The sequence below is a fragment of the Aromatoleum tolulyticum genome (assembly GCF_900156155.1).
Taxonomy (GTDB): Bacteria; Pseudomonadota; Gammaproteobacteria; order Burkholderiales; family Rhodocyclaceae; genus Aromatoleum; species Aromatoleum tolulyticum.
In genome coordinates, this window is the sequence record NZ_FTMD01000005.1 from 218,123 (window position 1) to 244,266 (window position 26,144).

Sequence of the window (26,144 nt, forward strand, 5' to 3'; positions counted from 1 at the left end):
AGGGAACCCCATCATGACCATTACGATCTTCCTCGGATCCCTGCTCGGCGCGATGGCGCTGGGCGTTCCCATCGCCTTCGCGCTGCTGATCTGCGGTGTTGCCCTGATGTACCACCTCGACATGTTCGACGCGCAGATCATCGCGCAGAACGTGATCAACGGCGCCGACAGCTTTCCGCTGATGGCCGTGCCCTTCTTCCTGCTCGCCGGCGAGATCATGAACGCGGGCGGCCTGTCGAAGCGCATCGTCAATATCGCGCTCGCGATGGTCGGCCACGTGCATGGCGGCCTCGGCTATGTCGCGATCCTGGCGTCCTGCCTCCTGGCTTCGCTGTCGGGTTCGGCGGTTGCGGATTCGGCCGCGCTGGCTGCGCTGCTCGTGCCGATGATGACCGCGGCCGGGCACAACAAGGAGCGCTCCTGCGGCCTGATCGCTGCGGGCGGAATCATCGCCCCGATCATCCCGCCCAGCATCGGTTTCGTGATCTTCGGCGTCGCGAGCGGCCTGTCGATCTCCAAGCTCTTCCTCGCCGGTATTTTCCCCGGCGTGATGATGGGTATCGGCCTTGCCATCGCCTGGTGGATCGTTGCCCGTCAGGAGAACGTCAAGCCCATGCCGCGCAAGTCGGCGAAGGAAATCGTCGCGACGATGATCGACGGCGCGTGGGCGATGATGCTGCCGGTGATCATCATCGTCGGCCTGAAGTTCGGTGTGTTCACGCCGACCGAGGCGGCGGTGGTGGCTGCGGTTTATTCGCTGATCATCGCGGTGTTCGTCTACAAGGAACTGAAGCCGAAGGACGTCTATGCGGTGTTCGTGCAGGCCGCGACGACCACGGCGGTGGTGATGTTCCTAGTCGCCGCCGCGATGGTGTCGGCATGGCTGATCACGGTCGCCGACCTGCCGGGCGAGCTCATCGCGCTGCTCGAGCCCTTCATGGACAACCCGACGCTGCTGCTGATCGTGATCATGCTGGTCGTGGTCGCCGTCGGCACCGCGATGGACATGACGCCGACCATCCTGATCCTGACGCCGGTGCTGATGCCGGTGGTGAAGCAGGCCGGCATCGACCCGATCTACTTCGGCGTGCTGTTCATCATGAACAACGCGATCGGCCTGATCACGCCGCCGGTGGGCACGGTGCTCAACGTCGTCGCCGGCGTCGGCAAGATCAGCATCAGCGACCTCATGCGCGGCGTGTGGCCCTTCCTCATCGCGCAGCTGGCCGTGCTCTTCTCGCTGGTGATGTTCCCGGTGCTCGTCACCGGTCCGGCGAAGTGGTTCGCAAGCTGATGAACACGGGCCCGGTGGACGCCGGGCTCCCCGGATGAGCGCAGCTTCCGCGCTTTGAAACAGGAAGTCTTTCTTTCGCACGCAGGACTAGGAGACAAAATGAAGACTCAAATGAAGAAACTGGTGGCGGGTGTCCTCGGCTCGGTTGCGGTGCTGTCGACGGGTGTCATGTTTTCGGCGGATGCCGCGGCGCGCGACCTGAAGCTGGCGATGCAGACCAATCCGGGCACGGCGCAGTATGACGGCGTCGAGAAGTTCGCTGCGCTGGTGAAGGAAAAGAGCGGCGGCAGCCTGACCGTGAAGATTTTCGGCGGCGGCGCGCTGGGCGGCGACCTGCAGGTCGTGTCCTCGCTGCAGGGCGGCACGGTCGAACTGTCGCAGATGAACGCCAGCCTGCTGAACGGCCTCGCGAAGGAATTCTCCGTCCTCGACTTCCCCTTCCTGTTCGACAACGAGAAGGAAGCGCACGCCATCATGGACGGCCCCATCGGCAAGAAGCTGATGGACAAGCTGCCGGAGAAGGGCATCGTCGGCTTGGCCTACCCGGAACTGGGCTTCCGCCACATCTCGAACAACAAGCGCCCGGTCAAGAAGGTCGAGGACCTGTCGGGTCTCAAAATTCGCGTGATCCAGACCCCGGTGTACGTCGACATGATGAACGCGCTGGGCGCGAACGCGACGCCGCTGCCGTTCCCCGAAGTCTATAACGCGCTGGAGCAGGGCGCCGTCGATGGCGCGACGAACCCGCTCGTGACCATTCCGGTGATGAAGTTCGACGAGGTGCAGAAGTTCCTGACCCTGACCCGTCACCAATACAACCCGCAGATCATCATCATGAGCAAGAAGGCCTGGGAAAAGCTGACCCCGGCCGAGCAGAAGATCATCCAGGAATCGGCCAACGAGGCGCGCGACTTCGAGCGTCAGGTGTCGGCGAAGAAGAACGCCGAGGCGCTCGAGCACCTGAAGAAGAAGATGCAGGTCACCGAGCTCGCGCCTGAGGAAATGGCCAAGATGCGCGAGAAGGTCAAGCCCGTGATCGAGAAGTACACGAAGGAACTGGGCGAACCCTTCGTCAAGGAAGTGTACGCGGAAGTCGCGAAGGTGCGCGGCGCCAAGTAAGGCGCGTCGCTTTCGCGCAATAAGTCGCCTGGTGCGGCCACATCTACGGTGATGTGCCATACCGGGCGGCGCGATCACCATTAATGAAGCTGATATCGAGCGAGGAGTTTGGGATGGTGCCATTCGTGATGCGTCTTGTTGCGGTGCTTGCCGCCGTCCTGCCGGTCGTGGCGAGCGCTGCGCAGCCGGATCCCAAGCTCACGCTCGTCGTGCCGTTCGTCGCCGGCGGCCCCACCGACAAGCTGGCGCAGCCCTTCGTCGCCGCCTTCGGGCGAGCGCTGGGCGAGCGCGTGTCGGTGAAGAACATCGGCGGCGGGGGCGGCTCGGTCGGAACGCGCGAGGTGCAGCGTGCCCGCCCTGACGGCAAGGTGTTGCTGCTCGCCAACGTCGGTCACGCCGCGGCGCCCGCACTCAACGCCAAGCTGCCCTACGATCCGCAGAAGGATTTCGAACCCGTCGGACTGATCGCCGACGTGCCGATGACGCTCATCGCACGCCGCGATCTGCGCGCCCACAACATCGCCGAACTGCGCACGCAGATGGAGACGGGGCGGCGCAAGCTCGCCATCGGCCATGCCGGGGCGGGATCGGCGTCCCACCTGTGCAGCGTGCTGTTCGCGCGCGCGGCGGGCAAGGATCTGCCGACGCTGACGCACCCCGGCACCGCGAGTGCGATGAATGCGATGCTGAGCGACGGGCACATCGACCTCATGTGCGACCAGACCACGCATACGCTCGAGCGCATCAGGAGCGGCGAAGTGCAGGCCTTCGGCGTAACGACGGCCGAACGAGTGGCCGCGCTGCCCGACGTGCCGACGCTCGCGGAGGCGGGCCTGCCCGGCGTCGAACTCGTCGTGTGGCACGGCCTGTATGCCCCCAAGGGTACGTCGCCCGAGCTCATCGAGCGTCTCTCGACCGCCTTGCGGCAGGCCCTGCAGGACCCGGCACTGGTCGAGGCGCTGAAGGATCTCGGTGCGACCCCTGCCAAAGCGGACGACGCGACCCCGAAGGCACTGCGCGCGCGCCTTGCCGCGGACGTGGAACGCTGGAGCAAAGCCCTGAAGCAGTGACAGGCAGGGCGGCTTGCCGGGGCAGCGGTCCGTCCGCCGATCGAACATCAATTCAATAGCAGCAGCGGTGATGCGACCGACCGGTCCGCAGGGAATGCCGCGAAAGGAGCAAGCGACAATGAGTGCAAACGCGAAACAATCCTTCCTCTGTGGCCTGATCGGTTCCGGCATCCAGGCCTCGCGCACGCCGCCCATGCACGAGCGCGAAGGCGACGAGCAGGGCGTGCGCTACATGTACAAGAAGATCGACACGGAGATCCTCGGCCTCACCGTCGACGATCTGCCCGAACTCCTGACTGCCGCCGAACGCATGGGCTTCTGCGGCCTGAACATCACCTTTCCCTTCAAGCAGGCGGTGATTCCGCTGCTCGACGAACTCTCCGACGACGCCCGGGCCTTGAATGCCGTGAACACGGTGGTCCTGCGCGAGGGGCGGCGCATCGGCTACAACACCGACTGCAGCGGATTCGGCGAGAGCTTCCGGCGCGGCCTGCCCGATGCCAAGCGCGACGTCGTTGTGCAGCTCGGAGCGGGCGGCGCGGGCGCCGCGGTGGCGCATGCGGCCCTGCAGCAGGGCGTCGGCAAGCTGTACGTGCGCGATTCGGACCCCGTGCGCGCCGAGACGCTCGCCGCCAGCCTGTGCGACGCATTCGGTGCCGGCCGTGCGGCCGCGTGCACCGACCTGGCCGCGGCCATGGACGAGGCGGACGGCCTCATCCACGCCACGCCCACCGGCATGGCGAAGTTCCCCGGCATGCCGCTGCCCGCGGAACTGCTGCAGTCGCGCCACTGGGTGGCCGAGATCGTGTATTTCCCGCTCGAAACCGAACTGCTGCGCGTGGCCGCGGCCAAGGGCTGCCGCACGCTGAACGGCGGCGGCATGGCGGTGTTCCAGGCGGTCGATGCCTTCCGCCACTTCACCGGGCTGGAACCCGATGCCGAGCGCATGCTGCGGCATTTCGCGTCGATGGGCGCCTGATCAATCTACCCGACACTCACTGGATCAATCGAGGTATCCATTATGTACAAGAACATCCTGCTGCCGACCGACGGATCGGAGCTATCGCGGATGGCGATCCGGCACGGCGTCGCGCTCGCCAAAGCCGTGGGCGCGAAGGTCACGGGGCTTTCCGTGGTTCTTCCCGCGCATGCGCCCGCGGGCGCGGGTCTCGCAATTGCCGGCGACCACGTTCAGGAAGATGCCGCGGCGGAGTTCCTCGCGGTGATTTCCCACGAGGCGCACGAGCAGGGCGTGGAGGCGGAATGCTTCTACGTCAGCGGCACATCGCCACATGAGGAGATCATGGCGGCGGCGCAGCAGCGCGGCTGCGACCTGATCTGCATGGCCTCGCACGCGCGCACAGGCCTGTCGGGCCTGCTGCTGGGCAGCGAGACCACGTTGCTGATCAACGGCTGCCGTATTCCGGTACTGGTGCTGCGCTAGGATTCAGGTCGCAAAGTTGCAACAGACAGACTGTAGTTCTAAAAAGAAGTTGTTGCAGGTAGAAATGTGTTTTATTGTAAGCCTGTCAATCGGCGATGAACCGCTCAGGATCACATAAGCACGCAAGGCCAGAGGAGGAACGGGGAGGGTGACGACCACGACGAGAACCTAGCGCGACCTGACGCCAGATCAGGACCGACTTTGCGGCACCGGACTTCTGCCCCGGAAATGAGCCGCCAGGTACAAGACAAGGCACAGCAAGCCAGCACGGACTGCCAGCGGGAGTCGCAGGTGTTTGCACCAGGAGCGGCGCGGGCCGCCGGCTTGCGGATACGGAATACCAAACCGAAGGAAGGAACACGATGAAGAAGCAAGTCACTATCGCCGTGCTCGCAGCGCTCGGCGCCGGCGCCACCCAGGTCGCATCGGCCCAGGAAACCAGCGTCACGATCTACGGCCGCGCACACGTCTCGTTCGAGCAGATCCGCAAGTCGGGTCAGGAAACCACCCAGTTCCTCAAGAACAACACCTCGCGCATCGGTTTTCGCGGCGAAGAAGCGCTCGGCAGCGGCCTGAAGGCGTTCTTCCAGATCGAATCGGGCGTCGCGCTCGACGACGGTTCCACCGGTGGTTCGAACAAGCTCGCCGGCCGCGAAACCTTCGTCGGCCTGAAGAACGACTACGGCACTGTCAAGGCCGGTAATTTCTACCATCCGTACGACGACCTGCACGGGATCTCGGGTAACTACTTCCAGCTGTTCACCGGAACGTCGAACGACGCAACCCTGTGGGCCAACGGCTCCAGCGCGGCCACCGGCGGTTTCGACGAGCGCCTGCCGAACGCGGTCAGCTACGAATCGCCGAAATTCGGCGGCCTGAGCGCCAAGCTGTGGTACTCCTTCGGCCCGTCGGACAACGGCGGCGAGGAGCAGCTGGGCGACGACGGTTCGCGCATGTTCTCGGCCAACGTGGTGTACGAGAACGGTCCGCTCAAGGCAGCGTGGGGGCACCTGCAGCAGCGCCGCATGGAAGCGCAGTCGAAGAACTTCTACGAGGACGGCTACTCGAATTTCATTACTGCCGGTTATCAAGCTGGGCCGTTCTACTTCGCCGGACTGGTCGAGCGTGACGAGCTGAAGAACATCAACCAGTCGGGCGACAGCCGCACGCGCAACTACTGGCACCTGCTCGCGAAGTACACGACCGGTGCACACACCGTCGGCGCCTTCTACGGCAAGGCCTATGACTGGAAGGGCGACGCCGGCCGTGACGACAGCGGTGCGCGCATGTACACCGTCGGCTACAACTATGCGTTGTCGAAGCGCACCCAGGTCTATGCGCTCTACACCAACCTGAAGAACGACGACGCCGGCGCCTACAACCTCGGCGGCAGCCCGGCGCGTGTGAACCCGACGTCGAGCAACCCCGCGCTCAACGACTGGACGATCGCCGCGGAGAAGCAGAGCGGCATCGTGGTCGGCATGGCCCACAATTTCTGATCGGGCGATTCTTTCCGGGGGCGGCCGCGTGTCGTCCCTGGTCTGCAAAGGAGCGGCGAGACACGGGTCTTGCCGTTTTTTTTTTGCCGCGCGATGCGCATTTGGGGCGCCCGGAGAGCTCACGCGCGAGAACAGAATTTTGTTCTAAAAATGTTCTTGAATTCGCCGAGTCTTTGGTTAAAATAGAACCATGTTTTGTTTAGTGCAACGAGACGGAGCGTGCAAGACATCTCCGGCACCCGCTGCACCGGCCGCGCGCCGCTTTGGAATTCCTTTACGGAGCTCACGATGTCGAATCTCGATTCCCTCCCCAAATACGGCCAGTACATCAACGGTGCCGAGGTGCCGCCCGCGTCCGGTGAGTACTTCCCGACCGAGAATCCCTATAGCGGCGAAGCCTGGGCGCTGATTGGCCGGGGCGGCAAGGCGGATGCCGATGCCGCGGTCGCCGCCGCGCACGCTGCCTTCGAGCAGGGTGAATGGCCGTCGCTGACTGCGAGCCAGCGCGGCAAGCTGATGCGCAAGCTGGCCGACCTGATCGTCGCCAACGCCGAGCATCTCGCCGAGATCGAGCGCCGTGACAACGGCAAGCTCGCCGCCGAGGTCGTCGCGCAGGTGAAGTACTTGGGCGACTACTTCCACTACTACGCGGGTCTCGCCGACAAGATCGAAAGCCACGTGATCCCGACCGACAAGAAGGGCGTGTTCTGCTACACGAAGTACGAGGCCAAGGGCGTGGTCGTGATCATCACGCCGTGGAACTCGCCGCTGACGCTGACGAGCTGGAAGCTCGCGCCGGCGCTCGCGGCCGGTTGCACGGTCGTCATCAAGCCGTCCGAATTCACCTCGGCTTCGGCGATCGAGTTCGCCAAGCTCTTCGCGCAGGCCGGCTTCCCGCCGGGCGTCGTCAACGTCGTCACAGGCTTCGGCCATGAAGTCGGCGCGCCCCTCGTCGAGCATCCCGATACCGCCCACATCGGCTTCACCGGTGGCGAGATCGCCGGCCAGAAGATCTACGAAGCGGCCGCGCGCGGCCTGAAGACCGTCACGCTGGAACTCGGCGGCAAGTCGCCCAACATCGTCTTCGACGACGCGGATCTCGATCAGGCCGTGAAGGGCATCGTGTCGGGCGTGTTCGCCGCTTCCGGCCAGACCTGCCAGGCCGGCTCGCGCCTGCTGGTGCAGGAAAGCATCCACGACGAAGTCGTGCGGCGCCTGGTCGAGTTCGTCAGCACCGCGAAGATCGGCGACCCGTCGCAGCTCGACACCCAGGTCGGCCCGATCGCGACCCGCCCGCAGTTCGACAAGATCATGAGCTACATCCAGATCGCCAAGGACGAGGGCGCGAAGTGCGTGCTCGGCGGCAAGTCGCGCCCCGACCTCGGCGCGGGCCAGTTCGTCGAGCCGACGATTTTCACCGGCGTGAACAACAAGATGCGCATCGCGCAGGAAGAGGTGTTCGGCCCGGTGCTGTGCGTGATCCCGTTCAAGGACGAGGAAGACGCCGTGCGCATCGGCAACGACGTGCTGTACGGCCTCGCCGGCGCCGTGTGGACCAAGAGCCTGCATCGCGCGATGTACGTCACCGACAAGCTCAAGGCCGGCACCGTGTGGGTGAACAACTACCGCGCGACCAGCTTCACCTCGCCCTTCGGCGGCTACAAGCGCTCGGGCATCGGCCGCGAGTCCGGTGCCGACGCGATCAAGGAATACCTCGAGACCAAGTGCGTGTGGATCTCGACCGATCTCGACGTGCCGAACCCGTTCATCCGTCGCTGATACCGACTCTCCCGACGGGGAGGGCGGCCGCCGTCTTTCGTTTGGGCTGCGGCGGACGCCGCCCCCGTCATTCCCTTGGCAGGCTTCGCGGTTGCGGAGCCTGTTTTTTTTTTGCCCCGCGCGCGGGCCGCGGCGGGCGCGAAATAGGGCGAAAGCGGGGCGCGCAATCTGCTACTGTTGCGCTCCGCGCGGCGGCCCGACGAGAGCCGGTGTTTCCCGCGCGCCGTCGCATCCGGAGTCCGCCGGATGGCGCGGCCCGATATCCGCATGCATCGCCCGATGAATACGCAGCGCATTCCCCGCCTGGTTCCCTTCCTTTCCGTCCTCGCCACCGTTTTCGGCGGCTGTGCGGCCGTCCCCGCGCCACCTGCCGTCCAGACGCCTGCGCCGGTCGAAATACGCACGGCCGACCCCCTTCCGTCCGCACCACCGCCGCAGGGCACAGTGCCGACAGCGCCGGCAGACGGGCGATTCGTGCCGGGTTTCCCGCCGCGGGTGCAGGAACAGGATGCACGCAGGTTCGTGTATGCGCTGCTTCCGCCGGGCGTCACGCGCGAGCGCGACGTGTGGGCGGCGGACATCGTCGCGGCCTTCATGGCGCTGCGCCTCGCACCGAGCGCGGAAAATTTCTGCGCGTCGATCGCAGTCATCGAGCAGGAATCGAGTTTCCAGGCGGATCCGGTGGTGCCGGGCCTGTCGCGCATCGTGTGGGGCGAGATCGAGACACGCCGCAAACGCTACCTGATTCCAAAGGTGGCGCTGGATGCCGCGCTGTCGCAGCCGTCGCGCGACGGGAAAACTTACCGCCAGCGCATCAACGCGCTGAAGACCGAGCGCCAGATGAGCATCCTCTACGGCGACATCATCGACGAGGTGCCCGGCGGCAAGCTGTTGCTGAGCGGATACAACCCCGTGCGTACCGGCGGTCCGATGCAAGTGAGCGTCGCATTCGCGGAGACGCATGCGCGGGAGAAACCCTATGCCGGGGCGACCAACGGCAAGGTGCGCGAGGCGGTGTTCTCGCGCCGCGGCGGCGTCTATTTCGGCATCGCGCATCTCCTCGATTACCCGGCGCCGTACCGCAGTCCGCTTTACCGCTTCGCGGATTTCAACGCAGGGCACTACGCGAGCCGCAACGCGGCCTTCCAGCTGGCCCTGGGCAAACTGGCGGGGCAGACGCTGGTGCCCGATGGTGACCTGTTGCGCTACGACGATGGTCGTCCGAGCGAGGTCGCCAGCTCCACGCAGCGGGCGGCGCTGAAGACTTCGCGCAGGCTGCGTTTGAACGAGGTGGAGATCGAGGCGGCACTGCGTCAGGAGAAGGAGGAGTCGTTCGGCCGCACGAAACTCTATCAGCGCGTCTTCGCGCTCGCCGACGAAGCGGCCGGGCGGCCGGTGCCGCGCGAGGCGATGCCGCAGATCCGCCTGAAGAGCCCGAAGATCACGAGCAAGATCACCACGGGGTGGTTCGCCGAACGGGTAGATATGCGCTATCGCGCGTGCATGAACCGCGCCGCCGCGGTGCCCGACCTGCAGTTGCCACTGGAAGCGAACGGCAGTCGCAGGTTGTGAAGACAGGAGCGGGGCGGGGAGGGGAGAGACACCGTTCCGCGAACTACCGACTCAATCGTAAGCGTTCGCGAAGCCCGGCTTGGGCCTCGCACGTGGCAGGCGGAATGCCGTCGTCGTCCGGATTCGGCACGTTCGGAACCGGTTCGTCAGGGGCCGCCCGTTCGCGTCCGGCTACCGCGGGGCGGACACCACAGCCTCGCCCGCGAGCCTTTCCTCGCCGGCCTGATTGGTCACGCGCAAGGTGATCCGCTGCGCCTGCGAATCATCGATCTGTAGCGCCGTGCCGGTGCAGACCGGCGCCTCGCCCAGGAGCGTGCGGCCGGTGAAGCGGACGCGGAATTGGCGGAGCCGCTCCTGCGGCACCCGGCTGGTCAACAGCCGGCCGAGATAGGCCATGCTCAGCATGCCTTGGGCGAAGACGTCGTCGAAGCCCACGCTACACGCGAATTCGGGATCGAGGTGGATCGGGTTGAGGTCGCCGGAAGCCGTGGCGAACTGTGCGAGTGTCGCACGCGTGATCGGGGGCAGGCGCAACTCGCCATGCCACACGGAGGCCGACTGCGGCTCTTCCCGGACTTCCGCAGCGGTTGCGGATGAGGCAGCGGACGCAGCGGCCTTGGGCGGCGCGGGATCGCGTGCCGCATCGGGCTGGATGAAGATGCTGTGCAAATCTGCGACTGGCGCGCCCAGCTCGCTCGTGATGCGGATGTCGCGCACCACGAAGCGCAGGCCTCGCTCGGGTTTGTCGTAGATGGCGCTGATGCGCGGCTGGACATGCAGCCGGTCGCCCGCGCAGGGCACGGCGTGATAGGTGAAGGTCTGCTCGCCGTGCAGCACGCGCGGCAGGTCGAGGCCGACGCTGGCGAACCACGGGAAGGGTTCGCCGGGTTCGAGTGCAAGACCGAACAGGAACGAGGGCGGCAGCGGGAGCGAGCGGTAGCCCGCCCGCCGTGCCGCGTCCTCGTCCACGTACAGCGGCGTTGTTTCGCCGATGGCCGCGGCAAATCGCCGCAGCCGGTCGGCGTCGGCGCACACGGCGAATCCGGCTGCGTCGCCGGTCGTCGCGTCGCCTGCCTGGATGTGCGTCATGGCGCGTTCAACAGTCGCCGAACTGCGGGCGGCGCTTGTCGACGAAGGCCGCCATGCCTTCCTTCTGGTCCGCCAGCCCGAAGGTCGCGTGCAGCGTGCGGCGCTCGAACAGCAGGCCTTCGTTGAGCGGGCCTTCGAAGGCGCGGTTCACCGTTTCCTTCATCATCATGAGGACGGGAAGCGAGAATTCCGCGATCTTCGCTGCTGCCGCGAGCGCCTCGTCGAGCACGCTCTCGGGCGGATAGATGCGCGCGACCAGGCCGCTGCGCTCTGCTTCCTGCGCGTCCATCAGGCGGCCGGTCAGGCACAGGTCCATCGCCTTGGTCTTGCCCACGGCACGCGGCAGGCGCTGCGTGCCGCCCGCGCCGGGGATCGTGCCGATCTTGATCTCCGGCTGGCCGAAGCGGGCATTTTCCGCTGCGAAGACGATGTCGCACATCATCGCGAGCTCGCACCCGCCGCCCAGCGCGACGCCCGAGACGGCGGCGATGGTCGGCTTGCGGAAGGTCTTGAGACGCTCCCAGTTGCGCGTGATGAAGTCGGACTTGTACGCGTCCATGTAGTCCATCTCGCGCATCGCGGCAATGTCCGCGCCGGCGGCGAAGGCCTTTTCGGATCCGGTCACCACAACGCAGGCGATGCCGGGGTCGGTTTCGAAGCGGTCGAGCGCCTGGCCGATCCCGGTCATCACGTCGTCGTTGAGGGCGTTGAACACTTCCGGGCGGTTGATGCGGATGAGCCCGACCTTGCCGCGCGTTTCAGTGAGGATTACCGAAGTCATCGTGTCGTCTCCCGTCGCCATCACTGGTCGTTGCCGAAGGACTTGGCGGTTTCGCGCAGCTTGAACTTCTGCAGCTTGCCGGCCGGCGTGCGGGGCAGGTCTTCAACGATCTCGAGGCGCTCCGGGTAGTACTGCTTGGCGACCTGCTGCTTGTCGAGATAAGCCGTGAGATCCTCGAAAGTCAGCGTGCAGCCGGGTTTCAGCGAGACGAAGGCGCACACGCGCTCGCCCAGGCGGCGATCCGGGTAGCCGACGACCGCGACGGTGGTGATGGACGGGTGACGGTAGAGCAGGTTCTCGATCTCGACGACCGGGATGTTCTCGCCGCCGCGGATCACGATGTCCTTGCTGCGGCCGTTGATGCGGATGTAGCCCTCGGCGTCCTGGAAGGCGAGGTCGCCGGTGTCGAACCAGCCTTCGGCGGTGACGCCGTTAAGCTGGGGACGCTTGAGATAGCCGGCGAACAGCGACGAGCCGCGGATCAGCAGTTCGCCGGTCTCGCCGGGGCTTACTTCGGCGCCGTTCGCGTCGAGGATGCGGACCTCGATGCCGGGCAGTGCGCGACCGTCGGAGACGCCCGACTTCTCGAGCGCACGGGCAGGTTCGGTTATCGTGACCGCTCCGCATTCGGTCATGCCCCAGGCTGAGCATACGCGCAGCCCCATCAGCTCCCAGGCGCGCTGGATGGTCACCGGCGGGATGGGCGCACCGGCGCAGTTGAACTTGGTGAACTGCGGCGACACCGGAGCGCCCGCTTCAACCGCCGCGCACATGTCGGAGATGAAGGCGGCCGACGCCATGCTGAAGGTCACGCCCTCGTCACGCACGATCTCCAGTGCGCGTGCGGGATCCCAGATCTCCTGCAGCACGGTCGTCGAGTTCAGGATCAGCGGCAGCATCGCGAGGTAGCCGTAGCCGGTGAGGTGAGCCATCGGCGAAGCGCCGAGGATGACGTCCGAGGGGTTCAGCTCCATCGTCGCGATGTACGCGTGCAGGTTGGAGAAGAGCGTGTTCGAGGTATGCATCACGCCCTTGGGCTCGCCCGTCGTGCCGGACGTGTACATGAGGAGCGACACGTCGTCGGGTCCGAGGCCGGGGCCTGAAAGAGGCGGCGTGTCGTCGCGCATGAGCACGCGGTCGAAGCTGTCTTCCCGGTCGCCGTCCACGACGACGACCTGCTTCAGATGGGGCAGTTTGGGCTGCAGTTCGCGCGCCATCGCGGCGTGGTCGAACTTGCGGAACACGTTCGGCACGATGAAGACCTTCGTCTCGGCGAAGTTCAGCATGTAGCTCAGTTCGTGCTGACGGAAGATCGGCATCACCGGGTTCGCAGCGGCACCGATGCGGGCGCAGGCGAGCGAAAGCGCCACGAATTCCCAGCGGTTGGGCAGCTGGAAGCTCACGACGTCGCTGCGGCCCACGCCCAGTGCGACGAGACTGCGCGCAATGCGGTCGACGCGCCGGTCCAGCTCGCGATAGCTGAGACGGACCGGTTCGGCCTGGCCGTCGCGGTATGCGACGACGGCCGGCTTGTCGGGGCAGTTTTCCAGCGCGCGCTGGAAATGCACATCGATCGTCTCGTCGCGCCACAGGCCCGCGGCCTTCATCGTTGTCATGCGGTCGGCGATCAGCACCGGGTCGAAATTCATCGTTATCTCCTCTCTTGGCGGGGGCCTTGGCCCGCGCACAACCCTGAATGTCGTCTTGCGAGACGGCAGCGCTTCGGTCACAGCGACGACGGCGACGCGTCGATGTGGAGATGCGGTTCGGCAATGCCCGTTGCGCCCGGTTGGCGGCGCACGTCTCGCTCATTGATGTTGGCCCCCGGCCTTCGCCGACGGCGTCGCAAAGCTATTACCTTTGCAAAAGCAAGTCAATAGCTTGTCACAAGGCCGGCCGACGGAAGCGGCGTGAAATTGGCCGCAGGTGTTCGTAACAGTCTAGCAGATATAAGGAAACAGACTGTTTGTAGATAGTCGGTAGCCGCCCCGCGGGCTTCATTCTGAAAAATTAAATAGCAATGTATTGACAGAAAAGTTCGACTGTTCCTAGAATGCGCTAAACCTACACAGGAGGAGTAGCGATGGATTTCAGTCTCAGTCCCGAGCAGCAGGCGCTCGTTGATACCGCAAGCCGTTTCGCCCGCGAGCGTCTCGCTCCCGGCTACAAGGCACGCGAAAAGGCTGAGCGCATCGAGCGCGAAGTGATCCGCGAAATGGGCGAGCTGGGCTTCCTCGGCCCCGAGCTGCCCGAGGATCACGGCGGCATGGGTGTGGACTGCCTGACCAGCGGCCTGTTGCTGGAGCAGATCTCGTACGGCGACTTCAACGTGTCCTACGTGAATCTGCTCACCTCGCTGTGCGGCCAGATCGTTGCGAACTACGCGCAGCCGGACATTGCGAAGGAGTGGCTGGGTCAGGTTATCGCCGGCAAGAAATCGATCGCGATTGCCCTGACGGAGCCCAGTGCCGGTTCCGACGCCGCACGCCTGAAGCTGAAGGCGACGCGCGACGGCGATGTGTGGGTGCTCAATGGCGAGAAGACCTCGATCTCGATGGCGACGCAGGCGGATGTGGCGGTTGTGTTCGCCCGCACCGGCAGCGAAGCCGATCGTGCCCGCGGCATCAGCGCGTTCCTGGTGCCGATGGATCTGCCGGGTATCACCCGCACGGCTTTCGACGACATCGGCACCCGCCCGGTGGGCCGCGGCTCGATCTTCTTCGACGACGTGCGCGTGCCCGCCGAGATGATGCTCGGCGACGAGGGCAAGGGTTTTGTCCAGGTGATGCAGGGCTTCGACTACAGCCGCGCGCTGATCGGTATCCAGTGCATGGGCGTGGTGCGCGCCTCGCTCGACGAGACTTGGCGCTACGTGCAGGAACGCGAGGCCTTCGGCAAGAAGATCGGCGAGTTCCAGGGCGTGACTTTCCCGCTCGCCGAAGCGGAGACGATGTACGAGGCGTGCCGCGCGCTATGCCTGAAGACGCTGTGGCTGAAGGATCAGGGCCTCGAGCACACGGCGGAAGCCGCGATGTGCAAATGGTGGGCGCCCAAGCTGGCGTGCGAAATCATCCACCAGTGCCTGCTCACGCACGGCCACGGCGGCTACGCGAGCGACTACGACTTCGGTCAGCGCTATCGCGACGTGATGGGTCTGCAGATCGGCGACGGCACCGCGAACATCATGAAGATGATCATCGGCCGCGAAAAGATCGCGGCGCACGAGATCTAAAGCTTGGCCATGTTGCGCTGCAGGAGGCTCACGTAATGGATGAACTGCAGGCGGTCGTCGAACGAGAAACCTTTCAGCGCCTCGTCGTAGAACGCGTGAATCGGGTCGATGAGCTTGACCCACAGTTCCTCGCCCTTGGCGGTGAGCTTCACCTTGCGCGAGCGACGGTCTTCGGTGCTGGTGACGCGCTCGATCAGGCCGTCGCGTTCGAGGCGGGTGAGGATGCCCGACAGGTTCTGGCGGCTGACGAGGAGGAAGCGCGACAGTTCGCCGACGCCCATGCCCTCCTTGACCTTCGGGCGGGACAGGGCGCCGAGCACGGACCACTGCTGCGTCGTCACGCCGAATTCGTCGAGGGCCTGCGTGCCCTTGGTGTGCAGCGTGTTCGCGGCCTGGAAGAAACGGAAGAACAGCCGGTTGCTGATCTCCATTGTGGCGAGGTCCTTGGCAGCGGAAAGGTCTTTCATCGGGGCGTCGGGTTGGTTTCGAACGGCGCCCATTGAAGCGCAAAGCATGGCCTGTACGCAACGGGCCGAATTGATGGTTATCCAACAGGAGGAAGCAAAATGAGAGGTCTTGAAGGCAAGGTCGTGATCGTGACGGGTGGTGCCGGTGGCATCGGTTCCGCAATCTGCCGCCGTTTCGGCGAGGAGCGCGCGAGCGTCGCCGTGTTCGACATCAACCGCGAAGCGGCCGAAGCCGTTGCAGCGGAAATCCAGTCCGCGGGTGGCAAGGCACGTGCCTTTGCGGTCGACCTGACGAGCCAGGATTCGGTGATCACGGCCGTGACCGCCGCCGAAGCTGAACTCGGCCCGATCGACGTGCTGGTGAACAACGCCGGCTGGGACAAGGTCGGCAACTTCCTCGATACCGAGAAGCCGCTGTGGGACAAGATCGTCGCGATCAACCTGTACGGCGCGCTGTACATGCATCACGCGGTCGTCAAGGGCATGCGCGAGCGCGGCCGCGGCCGTGTCATCAACGTCGCGTCCGACGCCGGCCGTGTCGGTTCGTCGGGCGAGGCGGTGTACTCGTTCTGCAAGGGCGGCCTGATCTCGTTCTCGAAGACGCTGGCGCGCGAAGTCGCCCGTCAGCAGATCAACATCAACGTCGTGTGCCCCGGCCCGACCGACACCCCGCTGCTCGACGACATCTGCGGCGAAGGCGAGCGCGGCGAGAAGCTCCGCACCGCCTTCACCCGTGCCGTGCCCTTCGGCCGTCTCGGCCAGCCGGGTGATCTGCCGGGCGCCGTGACCTTCCTCGCCAGCGACGACGCCGCGTTCATCACCGGTCAGGTGATCAGCGTGTCGGGCGGCCTGACGATGGCCGGCTAAGCACCCAATTCACGACAACGACGAGGAGCAGAACATGGAATACCAGGACATTCTCTACACCAAGCAGGACGGCATCGCGACCGTTACGATCAACCGTCCCGCCCAGTACAACGCCTTCCGCGCCCAGACCTGCGAGGAGATGATCCACGCGCTCAAGGATGCGGATTACGACCGCAGCATCGGCGTGGTCGTCCTGACCGGCGCCGGCGACAAGGCCTTCTGCACCGGCGGTGACCAGGGTACGCAGGACGGCGGCTACGGTGGCCGCGGCGTGATCGGCCTGCCGATCGAGGAAGTGCAGAGCGCGATCCGTGACATCTCCAAGCCCGTGATCGCTCGCGTGAACGGCTTTGCGATCGGCGGCGGCAACGTGCTCGTGACGATCTGCGACCTCGCGATCGCCTCCGAAAAGGCCCAGCTCGGCCAGGCCGGCCCGCGCGTCGGCTCGGTCGACCCCGGCTTCGGCACCGCGCTGCTGGCGCGCGTTGTCGGCGAGAAGAAGGCGCGCGAAATCTGGTACCTGTGCCGCCGCTACACCGCGCAGGAAGCGCTCGCGATGGGCCTCGTCAACGCCGTCGTGCCACACGACCAGCTCGACGCCGAAGTGAAGAAGTGGTGCGACGAGATCGTCGAGAAGAGCCCGACCGCGATCGCGCTGGCGAAGAAGTCGTTCAACGTCGATACGGAAATGATCCGCGGCATGGGCGGCCTGGCAATGCACGCGCTCAAGCTCTACTACGAGACGGCGGAGTCGGCCGAAGGCGGCAATGCTTTCCGCGAGAAGCGCAAGCCCGAGTTCCGCAAGCACCAGAAGTAAGCACGGCAGGACTTTGCGCACCGGCCGGCGGCAATGCCGGCCGGTGCGCAGAATCCGCCGCATAACCCAGACACGCACAACACAGCACCGGAGAGGGAACACGACATGATCCGCGATCAGGAGACACTCAACATTCTTCTCGACACGATCTCGCGCTTTGTGCGCGAGCGCCTCGTGCCGCAGGAGGCGCACGTCGCCGAGACCGACCAGATCCCGCCGGAGCTGGTCGCCGAGATGAAGGAACTCGGCCTGTTCGGCCTGTCGATTCCCGAGGAATTCGGCGGCATGGGGCTGACGATGGAGGAGGAGGTCCTCGCGACCTTCGAGATCGGTCAGACCTCGCCGTGCTTCCGTTCGCTGTTCGCGACGAACAACGGCATCGGCGGGCAAGGCATCGTCATCGACGGCACGCCCGAGCAGAAACGCGACTACCTGCCGCGCCTCGCCTCCGGCGAGATCATCGGCTCCTTCGCGCTTACCGAACCCGACGCCGGTTCCGACGCGGGCAGCCTGCGCACCAGCGCGCGCCGCGACGGCGACCATTATGTGTTGAACGGCACCAAGCGCTACATCACCAACGCGCCCGAAGCGGGCATCTTCACGGTGATGGCGCGCACGAATCCGGACGCGAAGGGGCCGCATGGCATCTCCGCGTTCATCGTCGAGAAGGGCACGCCGGGCCTGTCGCTCGGCAACATCGACAAGAAGATGGGCCAGAAGGGGGCCCATACCTGCGACGTGATTTTCGAAGACTGCCGCGTGCCGGTCGCCAACCTCATCGGCGGCAAGGAAGAGGTCGGCTTCAAGACTGCGATGAAGGTGCTCGACAAGGGGCGCATCAACATCGCTGCGATCTGCGTCGGCGTTGCAGAGCGCATGCTTGCAGACGCGCTGCGCTATGCGATGGAACGCAAGCAGTTCGGCAAGCCGATCGCGGAGTTTCAGCTGATCCAGGCGATGCTCGCCGACAGCAAGGCCGAGATCTACGCCGCGCGCACGATGGTGCTCGATGCGGCACGCAAGCGCGACGACGGCCGCGATGTGGGCACGGAAGCCGCCTGCGCCAAGCTCTTCGCTTCGGAAATGTGCTGCCGCGTCGCCGATCGCGCCGTGCAGATCTTCGGCGGCGCCGGTTATCTGTCGGAATACGGCATCGAGCGCTTCTACCGCGACGTGCGTCTGTTCCGCATCTTCGAGGGCACGAGCCAGATCCAGCAGCTCGTGATCGCCCGCAACATGATACGGGCTGCCGGCGAATGAACGCGCGCGTGCGCGAGGATCCCGTCGTGTCCTTCGGCGGCGATGAGGCGGCGCTCGACTGGCTGATCTCGCGTCGCCGTTCGATACGCGCCTTCCTGCCGGTCTCCGTCGATACGGGCACGATCGAGGATGTGCTGCGGATCGCCGCGCGCGCGCCGTCGGGCAACAACATCCAGCCGTGGCGCGTGCACGTCGTGGCGGGCGCGAAGCTCGCTGCCTTGGTGAACGCCGTCTGCGCCGCCTTCGACGAGGGCGACGACAGCCACGTGCCGGAGTACGCCTATTACCCGGACGAGTTCTTCGAGCCGTATCTGGGCAGGCGGCGCCGCAGTGGCTGGGGGCTGTACGCCCGGCTCGGCATCGAGAAGAGCGACCGCGAACGGATGCGCGTGCAGACGCGGCGCAACTTCCGCTTCTTCGATGCGCCGGTCGGTCTGATCTTCACCATCGACCGCCGCCTGGGGCAGGGCAGCTGGATCGACTACGGCATGTTCCTGCAGAACGTGATGCTGGCGGCCGAGGCGCGGGGTCTTTCCACTTGCGCACAGGCGGCGTGGACGCCGTACCACCGCATCATTTCCGACGTGCTCGGCTTCGGCGAGCACGAGCAGCTGGTGTGCGGCATGGCACTCGGCTATGCCGACCCGGATGCGCCCGAGAACGCCCTCGTCACCGAGCGCGCGCCGCTGTCGGAATTCGTGGTCATGCACGGCGAGGGTGCCGTTGCCGAACTTTAAGATTTTTCCGTGGGCCGCTCTTGCCGAGCGTCCCGCCTCCGGTGCAGTTTCTGCTACTCCCTCTCCCAAGCTCGCCGGAGTTCTGGCCGGCTCGATGCAAGCGTGTCGAGCCGGATTTTTTTCTTCAGCCCCGCTGTTTCTGTTCGCTCAGCGGCACGATTTCCGGCATCACGATGCGCTTGCGTCCCGGCTCGACCGCACTCAGCGCGTCGGTCTCTTCCATCGTCGCGAGGCAGCGCACGGCGAGGTTCTGGTAGATCCCCGTCCCGCGTACCTTCCACGCCATCTCCTGCTCGGTGAGCGCGCGCACGACCTTGGCCGGTACGCCGGCGACCAGAGAGTTGGCCGGCACTTCCATCCCCGCCTTCACGAAGCTGCACGCCGCGACGAAAGTGTTCTCGCCGATCACGGCGTTGTCCATCACTACCGCGTTCATGCCGACCAGCGCATTGCGCTTGATCGTGCAGCAATGCAGCACGGCGCCGTGGCCGATGTGCCCGTTCTCTTCGACGACCGTGTCGTGCTCGGGGAAGCTGTGGATCACGCAGGTGTCCTGCACGTTCACGCCCGCCTGCAGGATCAGGCGGCCGAAGTCGCCGCGCAGGCTGGCACACGGGCCGACGTAGCAGCCGGGGCCGACGATCACGTCGCCGATCAGCACGGCGGTCGGATGGACGTAGGCGGTCGGATCGACAACCGGCACGACGCCGTCGATCGCGAATACTCGGGGTGTGGTCATCGAAGCTCCTTGTTCGCCCGCTGTGCGGGCTCGTGGGGTGGGGTCCGGTCCGGCGCGGTCTTCGCGGCGTTACGCGCCCGATCCGGCCTTAAAGGCATTATATTGCCCGGATTATTCGATTCTAGGGGTTTATCCCTTGGTGGAAAAGCAGTATCGTGCATTTTCCAAAATAGACAGAACAGTGGTTCGCAGTGCGGACCCAAGGAGAGCGAGAGATGGATGCAGTAGTCGTCGAACGGCCGAATCCGCAGGTCGCGGTGGTGCGGCTCAACCGGCCCGAGGCCCGCAACGCGCTGAACCAGCAGGTGCGCATGCAGCTCGCCGAGCACTTCACCGCGCTCGGCCGCGACCCCGAAGTGCGTGCCATCGTCCTGACGGGCGGTGACAAGTACTTCGCCGCCGGCGCCGACCTGCGCGAGATGGCCGAGGCGGGCGCGGTCGAGATCATGCTGCGCAACACCCATCGCCTGTGGGGCGCCATCGCGAGCTGCCCGAAGCCGGTGATCGCCGCGGTGAATGGCTTCGCGTGGGGCGGCGGCTGCGAGCTCGCGATGCACGCCGACATCATCGTCGCGGGTGAGGGCTCGTCGTTCTGCCAGCCGGAAGTGAAGGTCGGGATCATGCCCGGCGCCGGCGGCACGCAGCGCCTGGCGCGCGCGGTGGGCAAGTTCAAGGCGATGAAGATGGTGCTGAGCGGGCAACCGGTGAGCGGGCGTGAGGCGGGCGAGATGGGCCTCGCGAGTGAGGTCGTGCCGGATGCCGAGGTGCAGTCGCGCGCGATGGAGCTGGCGACGCAGATCGCCGCGCTGCCGCCGCTCGCGATCATGCAGATCAAGGAAGTGCTGCTCGCGGGCCAGGACGCCTCGCTCGACGCGGCGCTGATGCTCGAGCGCAAGGCGTTCCAGTTGCTGTTCGCGAGCCGCGATCAGAAGGAAGGCATGCAGGCCTTCTTCGACAAGCGTCCGGCCGGTTTCGAGGGGGTGTGAGCGATGTTCGATGCAATGCGTAATGACCTGACGCTGGGCGTCGTCGGCACGGGCCTGATGGGGCGCGGGATCGCCCAGATCGCCGTGCAGGCGGGCGTGGCGGTGCGGCTCTTCGACACCCGTGCGGGTGCGGCGGCGGAAGCGTGCGATGCGGTGGGCGGGATGCTCGCCAAGCTCGCCGAGAAGGGCAAGATGGACGCCGCTGCCGCGCGCGCGGCGACCGAGCGGATGACGGTCGCGGCGAGCCTCGTGGAGCTTGCCGGCTGCGACGTCGTCGTCGAGGCGATCGTCGAGAACCTCGACGCGAAGCGCACCCTGTTCCGCGATCTCGAAGAGGTCGTGGCGGACGGCTGCGTGCTGGCGACCAACACGTCGTCGCTGTCGGTGACCTCGATCGCCGCCGGCTGCCGCCGCCCCGAGCGGGTCGCGGGCCTCCACTTCTTCAGCCCGGTGCCGCTGATGAAGGTCGTCGAAATCATCGACGGTGTGCGTGGCGATCGCGGGGTGGGCGACGCGCTCATGGCGCTGGCGCGCCGCATGGGACATACGCCGGTGCGCGCAAGCGACACGCCGGGCTTCATCGTCAATCACGCCGGCCGCGGCTACCTCACCGAGTCGCTGCGCGTGCTCGGCGAAGGCATCACGGACTTCGCGACGCTGGACCGCATCCTCAAGGAATCGGTCGGCTTCCGCATGGGGCCGTGCGAGCTGCTCGACCTCACCGGGCTGGACGTGTCGCATCCGGTCATGGAGTCGATCTACGACCAGTACTACCAGGAGCCGCGCTACCGGCCGTCCCCGATCACGCGCCAGCGGCTCGCCGGCGGGCTGCTCGGGCGCAAGAGCGGGCAGGGCTTCTACGTGTACAAGGACGGCGGCGCAGTGCCGGTCGCCATGCCGTCAGTGCCGACCGTCGCGCCGCAGCCCCTGTGGGTGAGCCGCGCTGATGCAGCGTTGCATGCGCGCGTCGTCGCGGCGCTGGAGGCGCAAGGCGTCGCGCTCGACCGCGGCGAACGTCCTGCCGAGGGTTCGGTGTGCATCGTGCTGCCGGTCGGCAGCGATGCGACCTCCTGCACGCTGGACGAGGGGCTGGATCCGAAGCGCACCCTGGCGCTCGACCCGCTGTTCGTCGAAAAGCACCTGACCCTGATGACGACGCCGCTGACCGCAAGCGAAGCGCGTGACGGCGCCTGGGCCGCGCTCGCCGCCGGCGGCAAGGCCGTATCGGTGGTGCGCGACAGCGCGGGCCTCGTCGCGCAGCGCGTCGTCGCCGCGATCGTCAACATCGGCTGCGACATCGCGCAGCAGCGCATCGCGACGCCGGAAGACATCGATTCGGCCGTGCGCCTCGGCCTCGGCTATCCGAAGGGGCCGCTCGCGCTGGGCGATTCGCTGGGCGCCGCGACGATCCTCGCGATCCTCGACGGCATGCACGAGTTCTACCGCGATCCGCGCTATCGCCCGAGCCCCTGGCTCACCCGCCGGGCGCGCCTGGGCGTGTCGCTGCTGACGCCCGAAAACTGACAACCATACCCGTCACCAAAGGAGATTCCATGCTCGACGCCTACATCTACGCCGGTCTGCGTTCCCCCATCGGCCGCCACGCCGGCTCGCTCGCCCCGGTCCGTCCCGACGATCTCGTCGCTACCGTGATCCGCGAAGTTGTCGAACGCTCGCCTTTCGCCGCCGCCGACATCGAGGACGTGGTCCTCGGCTGCGCCGCGCAGGCCGGCGAGGATTCGCGCAACGTCGCGCGCCACGCGGCGCTACTCGCGGGCCTGCCAGCCAACATCGCGGGTCAGACCATTAACCGCCTGTGCGGCAGCGGCCTCGCCGCGGTACTGGACACTGCGCGCGCGATCACGGCGGGCGAGGGCGAGCTTTATGTCGCCGGCGGCGTCGAGAGCATGAGCCGCGCGCCCTTCGTGGTCGCGAAGGCCGAATCGGCCTACAGCCGCGACTTCAAGGTGTTCGACACGACCATTGGCGCGCGCTTCCCGAACCCGAAGATCGTGGAGCAGTACGGCAACGACAGCATGCCGGAGACGGGCGACAACGTCGCCGCCGAATTCGGCATCTCGCGCGAGGACTCGGACCGCTTTGCCGCCGCATCGCAGATGAAGTACGCAGCGGCGAAGGAAGCAGGTTTCTACGCCGGCGAGATCCTGCCGATCTCGGTCCCGACCGGCCGCAAGACCCCGCCGCTGGTTGTCGCCGAGGACGAGCATCCGCGTCCGGAGTCGACCTACGATTCGCTGGCGAAGCTCAAGTCGCTGTTCCCGAACGGCGTCGTGACCGCCGGCAACGCATCGGGCATCAACGACGGCGCGGCTGCGCTGCTGATCGGCAGCAAGGCGGCGGGCGAGAAGGCCGGCGCGAAGCCGATGGCGCGCATCCTCGCGGGCGCGGTCGCGGGCGTCGAGCCGCGCATCATGGGCGTCGGCCCCGCCTATGCGATCCCGAAGGCGATCGCGCGTGCCGGGCTGACGCTCAAGGACATGGACGTCATCGAGATCAACGAAGCCTTCGCGCCGCAGGTGCTGAGTTGCCTGAAGCTGATGGGTGTGGCGTTCGACGATCCGCGCGTGAACCCCAACGGCGGAGCAATCGCGATCGGCCACCCGCTCGGCGCGTCCGGCGCCCGCATCGCACTGTCGGCCGCGCGCGAGCTGGAACGGCGCAACGGGCGCTACGCGGTGGTCAGCCTGTGCATCGGCGTCGGCCACGGCATCGCGCTGGTGATCGAGCGTATTCCGGGCTGATTCGCCTCACTTCCGGCCGACCAGATAGCTCACCCCTTCCGGGCCGTAGCGCTCGGAATGGGGCTGGCCCGCGGCGAGGTGGAAGGTTTCACCCGCCCGCACGGTCTGCGTGACGCCGCCGGATTCGATGAGGATTTCGCCGGCGATCACGAGCGCCTCCGCCTCGAATGGGTGGGTATGCTCGTCGAGCGCGCCGTTCGGTTCGCGCTCGACGGTCACGAATTGCTCGAAACCTTCGTCGCGCAGCCGGCGCATGAATTCATTACGGTCCATCGCCTCTCCCCGTTTGGTGTTGTTCCAGTATTCACCCCTGTTTTGCGGCAGTGTGCATCAAGTAAGCTGCGCTCCTGCAGAAGCGTTCGCGCGGAGGTGAAAAATTGGAAGATCGTCCGACATCGCCTGGGGGCATCGTTGGCATTCTGCTTGCGGCGGGGCGGGGCACTCGCTTCGGCAGCAACAAGCTGTGTCATCCGCTCGGCGACGGTACGCCCGTCGCGGTGCGTAGCGCCGAGAACCTGCGGGATGCGCTTGGCGAGGTGCTCGGCGTCCTGCGGCCGGAGGATTCGGTCCTGCGCGGGCACTTCGACGACGCGGGAGTCCCGTACGTCCTGTGTCCCGATGCGGGACAGGGAATGGCGGCGACGCTTGCCTGCGGAATCCGTGCGACGCCAAGGGCGTCGGGCTGGATCATCGCGCTGGGCGACATGCCCTATATCCGCCCAGGCACGATTGCGGCAGTCGCGGCCGCGATCGCCGAGGGGGCTCTGCTCGCCGCTCCATTCGTCGACGGTCAGCGCGGCCACCCGGTCGGTTTTGCCGCGCCGCTAAGGGATGAACTGCTGGCGCTCGCGGGCGACGAGGGGGCGCGGCGCGTGATTGTCGCGCACAAGGAGCAGCTGCACCGCATCGACTGCGACGATCCAGGCATCCTCGCCGATATCGACGTTCCGGACGACGTGCGCCCCTGACGCGGATATGCCAGTGTCAATCGTTTAGCAGCGCCTCGGTCAGCGCCGCCGGGCTCGCAAAGGCCCGCCAGTGGGTCGCCATTTCCTCGGGCACCAGGCTGCCGTAGCCCCAGGTCGCGGCGAAGAAGGGCAGACGGTTCGCGTCGGCCGATTCCCCGTCCTCGCTGCGGTCGCCGACGTACACCGACACGTGCTCGGGGATGTCGTGGTCGGCCATCAGGCGCGCGATCATCGCCGCCTTGCTCGGCAGGCGCGGCTCGAAGAGATCCAGCGCATACACCGTCTTGAAGTAGCCGCTCCAGCCGAGGTGATCCAGGATCAGGCGGGTCGGATGCAGGCGCTTGTTGGTCGCGATCGCAAGCGTGCGTCCGCTGCCCGCGAGCCGTCTCAGCATTTCGGCGACTCCCTCGTATGCGGCGGTTTCCCGGTAACCCGTCGTGTCGTAGCTCGCCTTGAAGTGACCGGCAAGCTCGTCGATGACCTGCGGGTCTTTCGTCCCGGCGAGGATGTGCAGCGTCTCGATCAGCGGCGGCCCGACGATGGACTCGTCGATCGTCACGGCCGGCGCGCGCCCCGTGGCGGCGAAGGCCTGGCGGTAGCTGGCGAGGATCGCGGGCGCGGAGTCGATCAGCGTGCCGTCGAGGTCGAAGAGGACGTACTGGAAGCGGGACATGTGCGAAGGGAAGCGTGCAGTCGGGCGTGCATTTTACGGCGCTTCGCGCAGGACCCGTAGGGCGGATGAGCCGAAGGCGCTATCCGCCGGATGCGTCAGCCGGTCCATGCATGCGGCGGAAGGCGCTGCGCTTTTCCGTGATTACGTTGGGATCAAGCCGCAGGCGCCTTGCCTGTCGGCACGCGCTTCGGCCGGAACTGCCGCGTGTCGCGGTAATACACGGCGGACTCGTTCTCGGGCGTGACACCCGGAATCCCGAGCAGTGGCAGCGGTGAAAGCTCCCGCGGGGTGCACAGCAGGCCGGCGTCGAGCACTTGCGCAGCCAGCCACGCGTCGGTCTCACGCTGTTGTTCGGCTGCGGGCAGGGCCAGCCACGACGCATCGACGACGCGATACAGCGCCTTGCCGCACAGCCCGAAGAAGGGCTCGCGCAGCTGGTCCCAGCTGCCGTGACCGAATACGAGGAAGCGGGTGTTTGCGATCAGTCGCGCGCGCCGCGTCCAGAATGCCTCTTCCCACGCGTGGGCGGCGAGCAGGGCCGGGATCTCCGCATCGCTCGACGCGACGACGATACCGCATTCGTCGAACTGGGTCAGCGCATCGCGCCGCGGCCCGCGTCCGGGAAGTCCGGCGGCGATGCGCGCGTCGCGCTCCTGCCGCTGGAGGATGTTGCAGGTTGCCTTCGCGCGCGGCCAGACGCACCACGCGAGCGCATTGAAGAAGTCGTGCCAGTCGTCGGGGCGCGTCGACACCTCGCCGGTCGCGTAGATGTGTTCCTCGTAGGCGAGGGCTCCCGCAGGAGGCAGGATGAAGCGGATCGGCTGTCCGCCGCCGCTCGCGGTGCCCGGCGCGACCTCGCGCAGCAGCGCGTCGAGCTGCGCGGTGCCGGGAAGCGTGGAGCCGGTGAAGCGCGCGAGCAGGGCCGCGATCGGTTCGAAGAGCGGCCGGGCGGCGAATGCCGCGGGAGTGTCGGGTCCGGCCGTCATCGA

At 66.3% G+C, this 26,144-nt stretch carries 25 protein-coding genes; 17 read left to right on the top strand and 8 right to left on the bottom strand.

Going from position 1 to position 26,144, the window contains the following annotated elements; translation table 11 throughout:
* Positions 1–13: 13 nt before the first annotated feature.
* From BW991_RS09660 to BW991_RS09695, 8 genes are all read left to right on the top strand, one after another.
* Positions 14–1,294, top strand: a complete 1,281-nt coding sequence (locus BW991_RS09660; protein WP_076601883.1) for a TRAP transporter large permease subunit — start codon at positions 14–16, stop codon at positions 1,292–1,294.
* Positions 1,295–1,393: 99 nt separating this feature from the next.
* Positions 1,394–2,413: a TRAP transporter substrate-binding protein gene (locus BW991_RS09665; protein ID WP_076601884.1), complete on the top strand. Its 1,020-nt coding sequence runs from the start codon at positions 1,394–1,396 to the stop codon at positions 2,411–2,413.
* A gap of 113 nt (positions 2,414–2,526) precedes the next feature.
* Positions 2,527–3,483 carry a tripartite tricarboxylate transporter substrate-binding protein gene (locus BW991_RS09670; RefSeq protein WP_076601885.1) on the top strand — a complete coding sequence of 319 codons (957 nt, stop codon included), beginning with the start codon at positions 2,527–2,529 and terminating at the stop codon, positions 3,481–3,483.
* Positions 3,484–3,601: 118 nt separating this feature from the next.
* Positions 3,602–4,462 carry a shikimate dehydrogenase gene (locus BW991_RS09675; protein WP_076601886.1) on the top strand — a complete coding sequence of 287 codons (861 nt, stop codon included), beginning with the start codon at positions 3,602–3,604 and terminating at the stop codon, positions 4,460–4,462.
* Between the two features lie 42 nt (positions 4,463–4,504).
* Complete coding sequence (locus BW991_RS09680; RefSeq protein WP_076601887.1) at positions 4,505–4,927, top strand: universal stress protein; 423 nt, start codon at positions 4,505–4,507, stop codon at positions 4,925–4,927.
* Positions 4,928–5,289: 362 nt separating this feature from the next.
* Positions 5,290–6,426 (top strand): porin, encoded by a 1,137-nt coding sequence (locus BW991_RS09685; RefSeq protein WP_076601888.1) that lies wholly within the window; start codon positions 5,290–5,292, stop codon positions 6,424–6,426.
* A 288-nt stretch (positions 6,427–6,714) separates the two neighbouring features.
* The gene (locus BW991_RS09690) at positions 6,715–8,205 is read left to right on the top strand and encodes an aldehyde dehydrogenase (protein ID WP_076602004.1); all 1,491 of its coding nucleotides are present in this window, start codon (positions 6,715–6,717) and stop codon (positions 8,203–8,205) included.
* Between the two features lie 246 nt (positions 8,206–8,451).
* Entirely contained in the window at positions 8,452–9,777 is a 1,326-nt protein-coding gene (locus BW991_RS09695) for a DUF1615 family protein (RefSeq protein ID WP_244551657.1), read from the top strand.
* Positions 9,778–9,948: 171 nt separating this feature from the next.
* Here BW991_RS09695 and BW991_RS24005 read toward each other — a convergent pair whose 3' ends face one another.
* Genes BW991_RS24005 through aliA form a run of 3 tightly spaced genes read right to left on the bottom strand, consistent with a single transcriptional unit; the run spans position 9,949 to position 13,296 of the window.
* A complete protein-coding gene (locus tag BW991_RS24005) occupies positions 9,949–10,866 on the bottom strand; it encodes an FAS1-like dehydratase domain-containing protein (RefSeq protein ID WP_076601889.1) in 918 nt (305 codons plus the stop codon).
* Positions 10,867–10,873: 7 nt separating this feature from the next.
* Complete coding sequence (locus BW991_RS09705) at positions 10,874–11,647, bottom strand: enoyl-CoA hydratase (protein ID WP_076602006.1); 774 nt, start codon at positions 11,645–11,647, stop codon at positions 10,874–10,876.
* A 20-nt stretch (positions 11,648–11,667) separates the two neighbouring features.
* Positions 11,668–13,296: a cyclohexanecarboxylate-CoA ligase gene (aliA, locus tag BW991_RS09710; protein WP_076601890.1), complete on the bottom strand. Its 1,629-nt coding sequence runs from the start codon at positions 13,294–13,296 to the stop codon at positions 11,668–11,670.
* A 434-nt stretch (positions 13,297–13,730) separates the two neighbouring features.
* On the opposite strand from aliA, the gene aliB reads away from it, so the two are divergent.
* The gene (aliB, locus tag BW991_RS09715; RefSeq protein ID WP_076601891.1) at positions 13,731–14,879 is read left to right on the top strand and encodes a cyclohexanecarboxyl-CoA dehydrogenase; all 1,149 of its coding nucleotides are present in this window, start codon (positions 13,731–13,733) and stop codon (positions 14,877–14,879) included.
* Here the strand turns inward: aliB and BW991_RS09720 are convergent.
* Positions 14,876–15,346, bottom strand: coding sequence for a MarR family winged helix-turn-helix transcriptional regulator (locus BW991_RS09720; RefSeq protein WP_076601892.1), 471 nt, complete (start codon positions 15,344–15,346; stop codon positions 14,876–14,878). The two genes, aliB and BW991_RS09720, sit on opposite strands and share 4 nt — an antisense overlap.
* Positions 15,347–15,445: 99 nt before the next feature.
* Between BW991_RS09720 and badH the strand changes: the two genes are divergently transcribed.
* The 4 genes from badH (at position 15,446) to BW991_RS09740 (ending at position 19,027) form a co-directional block, all read left to right on the top strand.
* On the top strand, positions 15,446–16,213 hold the full coding sequence (gene badH / locus BW991_RS09725) for a 2-hydroxycyclohexanecarboxyl-CoA dehydrogenase (RefSeq protein ID WP_076601893.1): 768 nt from the start codon (positions 15,446–15,448) through the stop codon (positions 16,211–16,213).
* Positions 16,214–16,247: 34 nt separating this feature from the next.
* Positions 16,248–17,030 carry a 2-ketocyclohexanecarboxyl-CoA hydrolase gene (badI, locus tag BW991_RS09730; RefSeq protein WP_076601894.1) on the top strand — a complete coding sequence of 261 codons (783 nt, stop codon included), beginning with the start codon at positions 16,248–16,250 and terminating at the stop codon, positions 17,028–17,030.
* A gap of 105 nt (positions 17,031–17,135) precedes the next feature.
* The gene (locus tag BW991_RS09735; protein ID WP_076601895.1) at positions 17,136–18,290 is read left to right on the top strand and encodes an acyl-CoA dehydrogenase family protein; all 1,155 of its coding nucleotides are present in this window, start codon (positions 17,136–17,138) and stop codon (positions 18,288–18,290) included.
* Positions 18,287–19,027, top strand: a complete 741-nt coding sequence (locus tag BW991_RS09740) for a nitroreductase (RefSeq protein WP_076601896.1) — start codon at positions 18,287–18,289, stop codon at positions 19,025–19,027. Before BW991_RS09735 ends, BW991_RS09740 begins: the two co-directional genes overlap by 4 nt.
* Before the next feature lie 124 nt (positions 19,028–19,151).
* On the opposite strand, the gene paaY is transcribed toward BW991_RS09740, so the two are convergent.
* Positions 19,152–19,766: a phenylacetic acid degradation protein PaaY gene (gene paaY, locus BW991_RS09745; RefSeq protein ID WP_076601897.1), complete on the bottom strand. Its 615-nt coding sequence runs from the start codon at positions 19,764–19,766 to the stop codon at positions 19,152–19,154.
* A gap of 215 nt (positions 19,767–19,981) precedes the next feature.
* Here paaY and BW991_RS09750 point away from each other — a divergent pair, with 215 nt between their 5' ends.
* The 3 genes from BW991_RS09750 to BW991_RS09760 are packed head-to-tail and all read left to right on the top strand — an operon-like array spanning position 19,982 to position 23,514.
* The gene (locus BW991_RS09750) at positions 19,982–20,752 is read left to right on the top strand and encodes an enoyl-CoA hydratase (RefSeq protein ID WP_076601898.1); all 771 of its coding nucleotides are present in this window, start codon (positions 19,982–19,984) and stop codon (positions 20,750–20,752) included.
* Between the two features lie 3 nt (positions 20,753–20,755).
* Positions 20,756–22,276 carry a 3-hydroxyacyl-CoA dehydrogenase gene (locus BW991_RS09755; protein ID WP_076601899.1) on the top strand — a complete coding sequence of 507 codons (1,521 nt, stop codon included), beginning with the start codon at positions 20,756–20,758 and terminating at the stop codon, positions 22,274–22,276.
* A 29-nt stretch (positions 22,277–22,305) separates the two neighbouring features.
* Positions 22,306–23,514 (top strand): 3-oxoadipyl-CoA thiolase, encoded by a 1,209-nt coding sequence (locus BW991_RS09760; RefSeq protein ID WP_076601900.1) that lies wholly within the window; start codon positions 22,306–22,308, stop codon positions 23,512–23,514.
* Between the two features lie 6 nt (positions 23,515–23,520).
* On the opposite strand, the gene BW991_RS09765 is transcribed toward BW991_RS09760, so the two are convergent.
* Positions 23,521–23,787, bottom strand: coding sequence for a cupin domain-containing protein (locus BW991_RS09765; RefSeq protein ID WP_076601901.1), 267 nt, complete (start codon positions 23,785–23,787; stop codon positions 23,521–23,523).
* 104 nt (positions 23,788–23,891) lie between these two features.
* On the opposite strand from BW991_RS09765, the gene BW991_RS09770 reads away from it, so the two are divergent.
* Entirely contained in the window at positions 23,892–24,482 is a 591-nt protein-coding gene (locus tag BW991_RS09770) for a nucleotidyltransferase family protein (protein WP_076601902.1), read from the top strand.
* Between the two features lie 16 nt (positions 24,483–24,498).
* Here BW991_RS09770 and BW991_RS09775 read toward each other — a convergent pair whose 3' ends face one another.
* Both BW991_RS09775 and BW991_RS09780 read right to left on the bottom strand, forming a co-directional pair.
* Complete coding sequence (locus BW991_RS09775) at positions 24,499–25,155, bottom strand: HAD family hydrolase (protein WP_076601903.1); 657 nt, start codon at positions 25,153–25,155, stop codon at positions 24,499–24,501.
* A 152-nt stretch (positions 25,156–25,307) separates the two neighbouring features.
* On the bottom strand, positions 25,308–26,141 hold the full coding sequence (locus tag BW991_RS09780; RefSeq protein ID WP_076601904.1) for a DUF3025 domain-containing protein: 834 nt from the start codon (positions 26,139–26,141) through the stop codon (positions 25,308–25,310).
* Between the last annotated feature and the right edge of the window lie 3 nt (positions 26,142–26,144).

Coding starts and splice junctions, on each gene's coding strand:
- badH (WP_076601893.1), top strand. CDS start 15,446: ATGAGAGGTCTTGAAGGCAAGGTCGTGATCGTGACGGGTGGTGCCGGT.
- BW991_RS09750 (WP_076601898.1), top strand. CDS start 19,982: ATGGATGCAGTAGTCGTCGAACGGCCGAATCCGCAGGTCGCGGTGGTG.
- aliB (WP_076601891.1), top strand. CDS start 13,731: ATGGATTTCAGTCTCAGTCCCGAGCAGCAGGCGCTCGTTGATACCGCA.
- badI (WP_076601894.1), top strand. CDS start 16,248: ATGGAATACCAGGACATTCTCTACACCAAGCAGGACGGCATCGCGACC.
- BW991_RS09665 (WP_076601884.1), top strand. CDS start 1,394: ATGAAGACTCAAATGAAGAAACTGGTGGCGGGTGTCCTCGGCTCGGTT.
- BW991_RS09695 (WP_244551657.1), top strand. CDS start 8,452: ATGGCGCGGCCCGATATCCGCATGCATCGCCCGATGAATACGCAGCGC.
- BW991_RS09680 (WP_076601887.1), top strand. CDS start 4,505: ATGTACAAGAACATCCTGCTGCCGACCGACGGATCGGAGCTATCGCGG.
- BW991_RS09720 (WP_076601892.1), bottom strand. CDS start 15,346: ATGAAAGACCTTTCCGCTGCCAAGGACCTCGCCACAATGGAGATCAGC.
- BW991_RS09670 (WP_076601885.1), top strand. CDS start 2,527: ATGGTGCCATTCGTGATGCGTCTTGTTGCGGTGCTTGCCGCCGTCCTG.
- BW991_RS09735 (WP_076601895.1), top strand. CDS start 17,136: ATGATCCGCGATCAGGAGACACTCAACATTCTTCTCGACACGATCTCG.
- paaY (WP_076601897.1), bottom strand. CDS start 19,766: ATGACCACACCCCGAGTATTCGCGATCGACGGCGTCGTGCCGGTTGTC.
- BW991_RS09685 (WP_076601888.1), top strand. CDS start 5,290: ATGAAGAAGCAAGTCACTATCGCCGTGCTCGCAGCGCTCGGCGCCGGC.
- BW991_RS09755 (WP_076601899.1), top strand. CDS start 20,756: ATGTTCGATGCAATGCGTAATGACCTGACGCTGGGCGTCGTCGGCACG.
- BW991_RS09660 (WP_076601883.1), top strand. CDS start 14: ATGACCATTACGATCTTCCTCGGATCCCTGCTCGGCGCGATGGCGCTG.
- BW991_RS24005 (WP_076601889.1), bottom strand. CDS start 10,866: ATGACGCACATCCAGGCAGGCGACGCGACGACCGGCGACGCAGCCGGA.
- BW991_RS09675 (WP_076601886.1), top strand. CDS start 3,602: ATGAGTGCAAACGCGAAACAATCCTTCCTCTGTGGCCTGATCGGTTCC.
- BW991_RS09780 (WP_076601904.1), bottom strand. CDS start 26,141: ATGACGGCCGGACCCGACACTCCCGCGGCATTCGCCGCCCGGCCGCTC.
- BW991_RS09775 (WP_076601903.1), bottom strand. CDS start 25,155: ATGTCCCGCTTCCAGTACGTCCTCTTCGACCTCGACGGCACGCTGATC.
- aliA (WP_076601890.1), bottom strand. CDS start 13,296: ATGAATTTCGACCCGGTGCTGATCGCCGACCGCATGACAACGATGAAG.
- BW991_RS09705 (WP_076602006.1), bottom strand. CDS start 11,647: ATGACTTCGGTAATCCTCACTGAAACGCGCGGCAAGGTCGGGCTCATC.
- BW991_RS09690 (WP_076602004.1), top strand. CDS start 6,715: ATGTCGAATCTCGATTCCCTCCCCAAATACGGCCAGTACATCAACGGT.
- BW991_RS09740 (WP_076601896.1), top strand. CDS start 18,287: ATGAACGCGCGCGTGCGCGAGGATCCCGTCGTGTCCTTCGGCGGCGAT.
- BW991_RS09760 (WP_076601900.1), top strand. CDS start 22,306: ATGCTCGACGCCTACATCTACGCCGGTCTGCGTTCCCCCATCGGCCGC.
- BW991_RS09765 (WP_076601901.1), bottom strand. CDS start 23,787: ATGGACCGTAATGAATTCATGCGCCGGCTGCGCGACGAAGGTTTCGAG.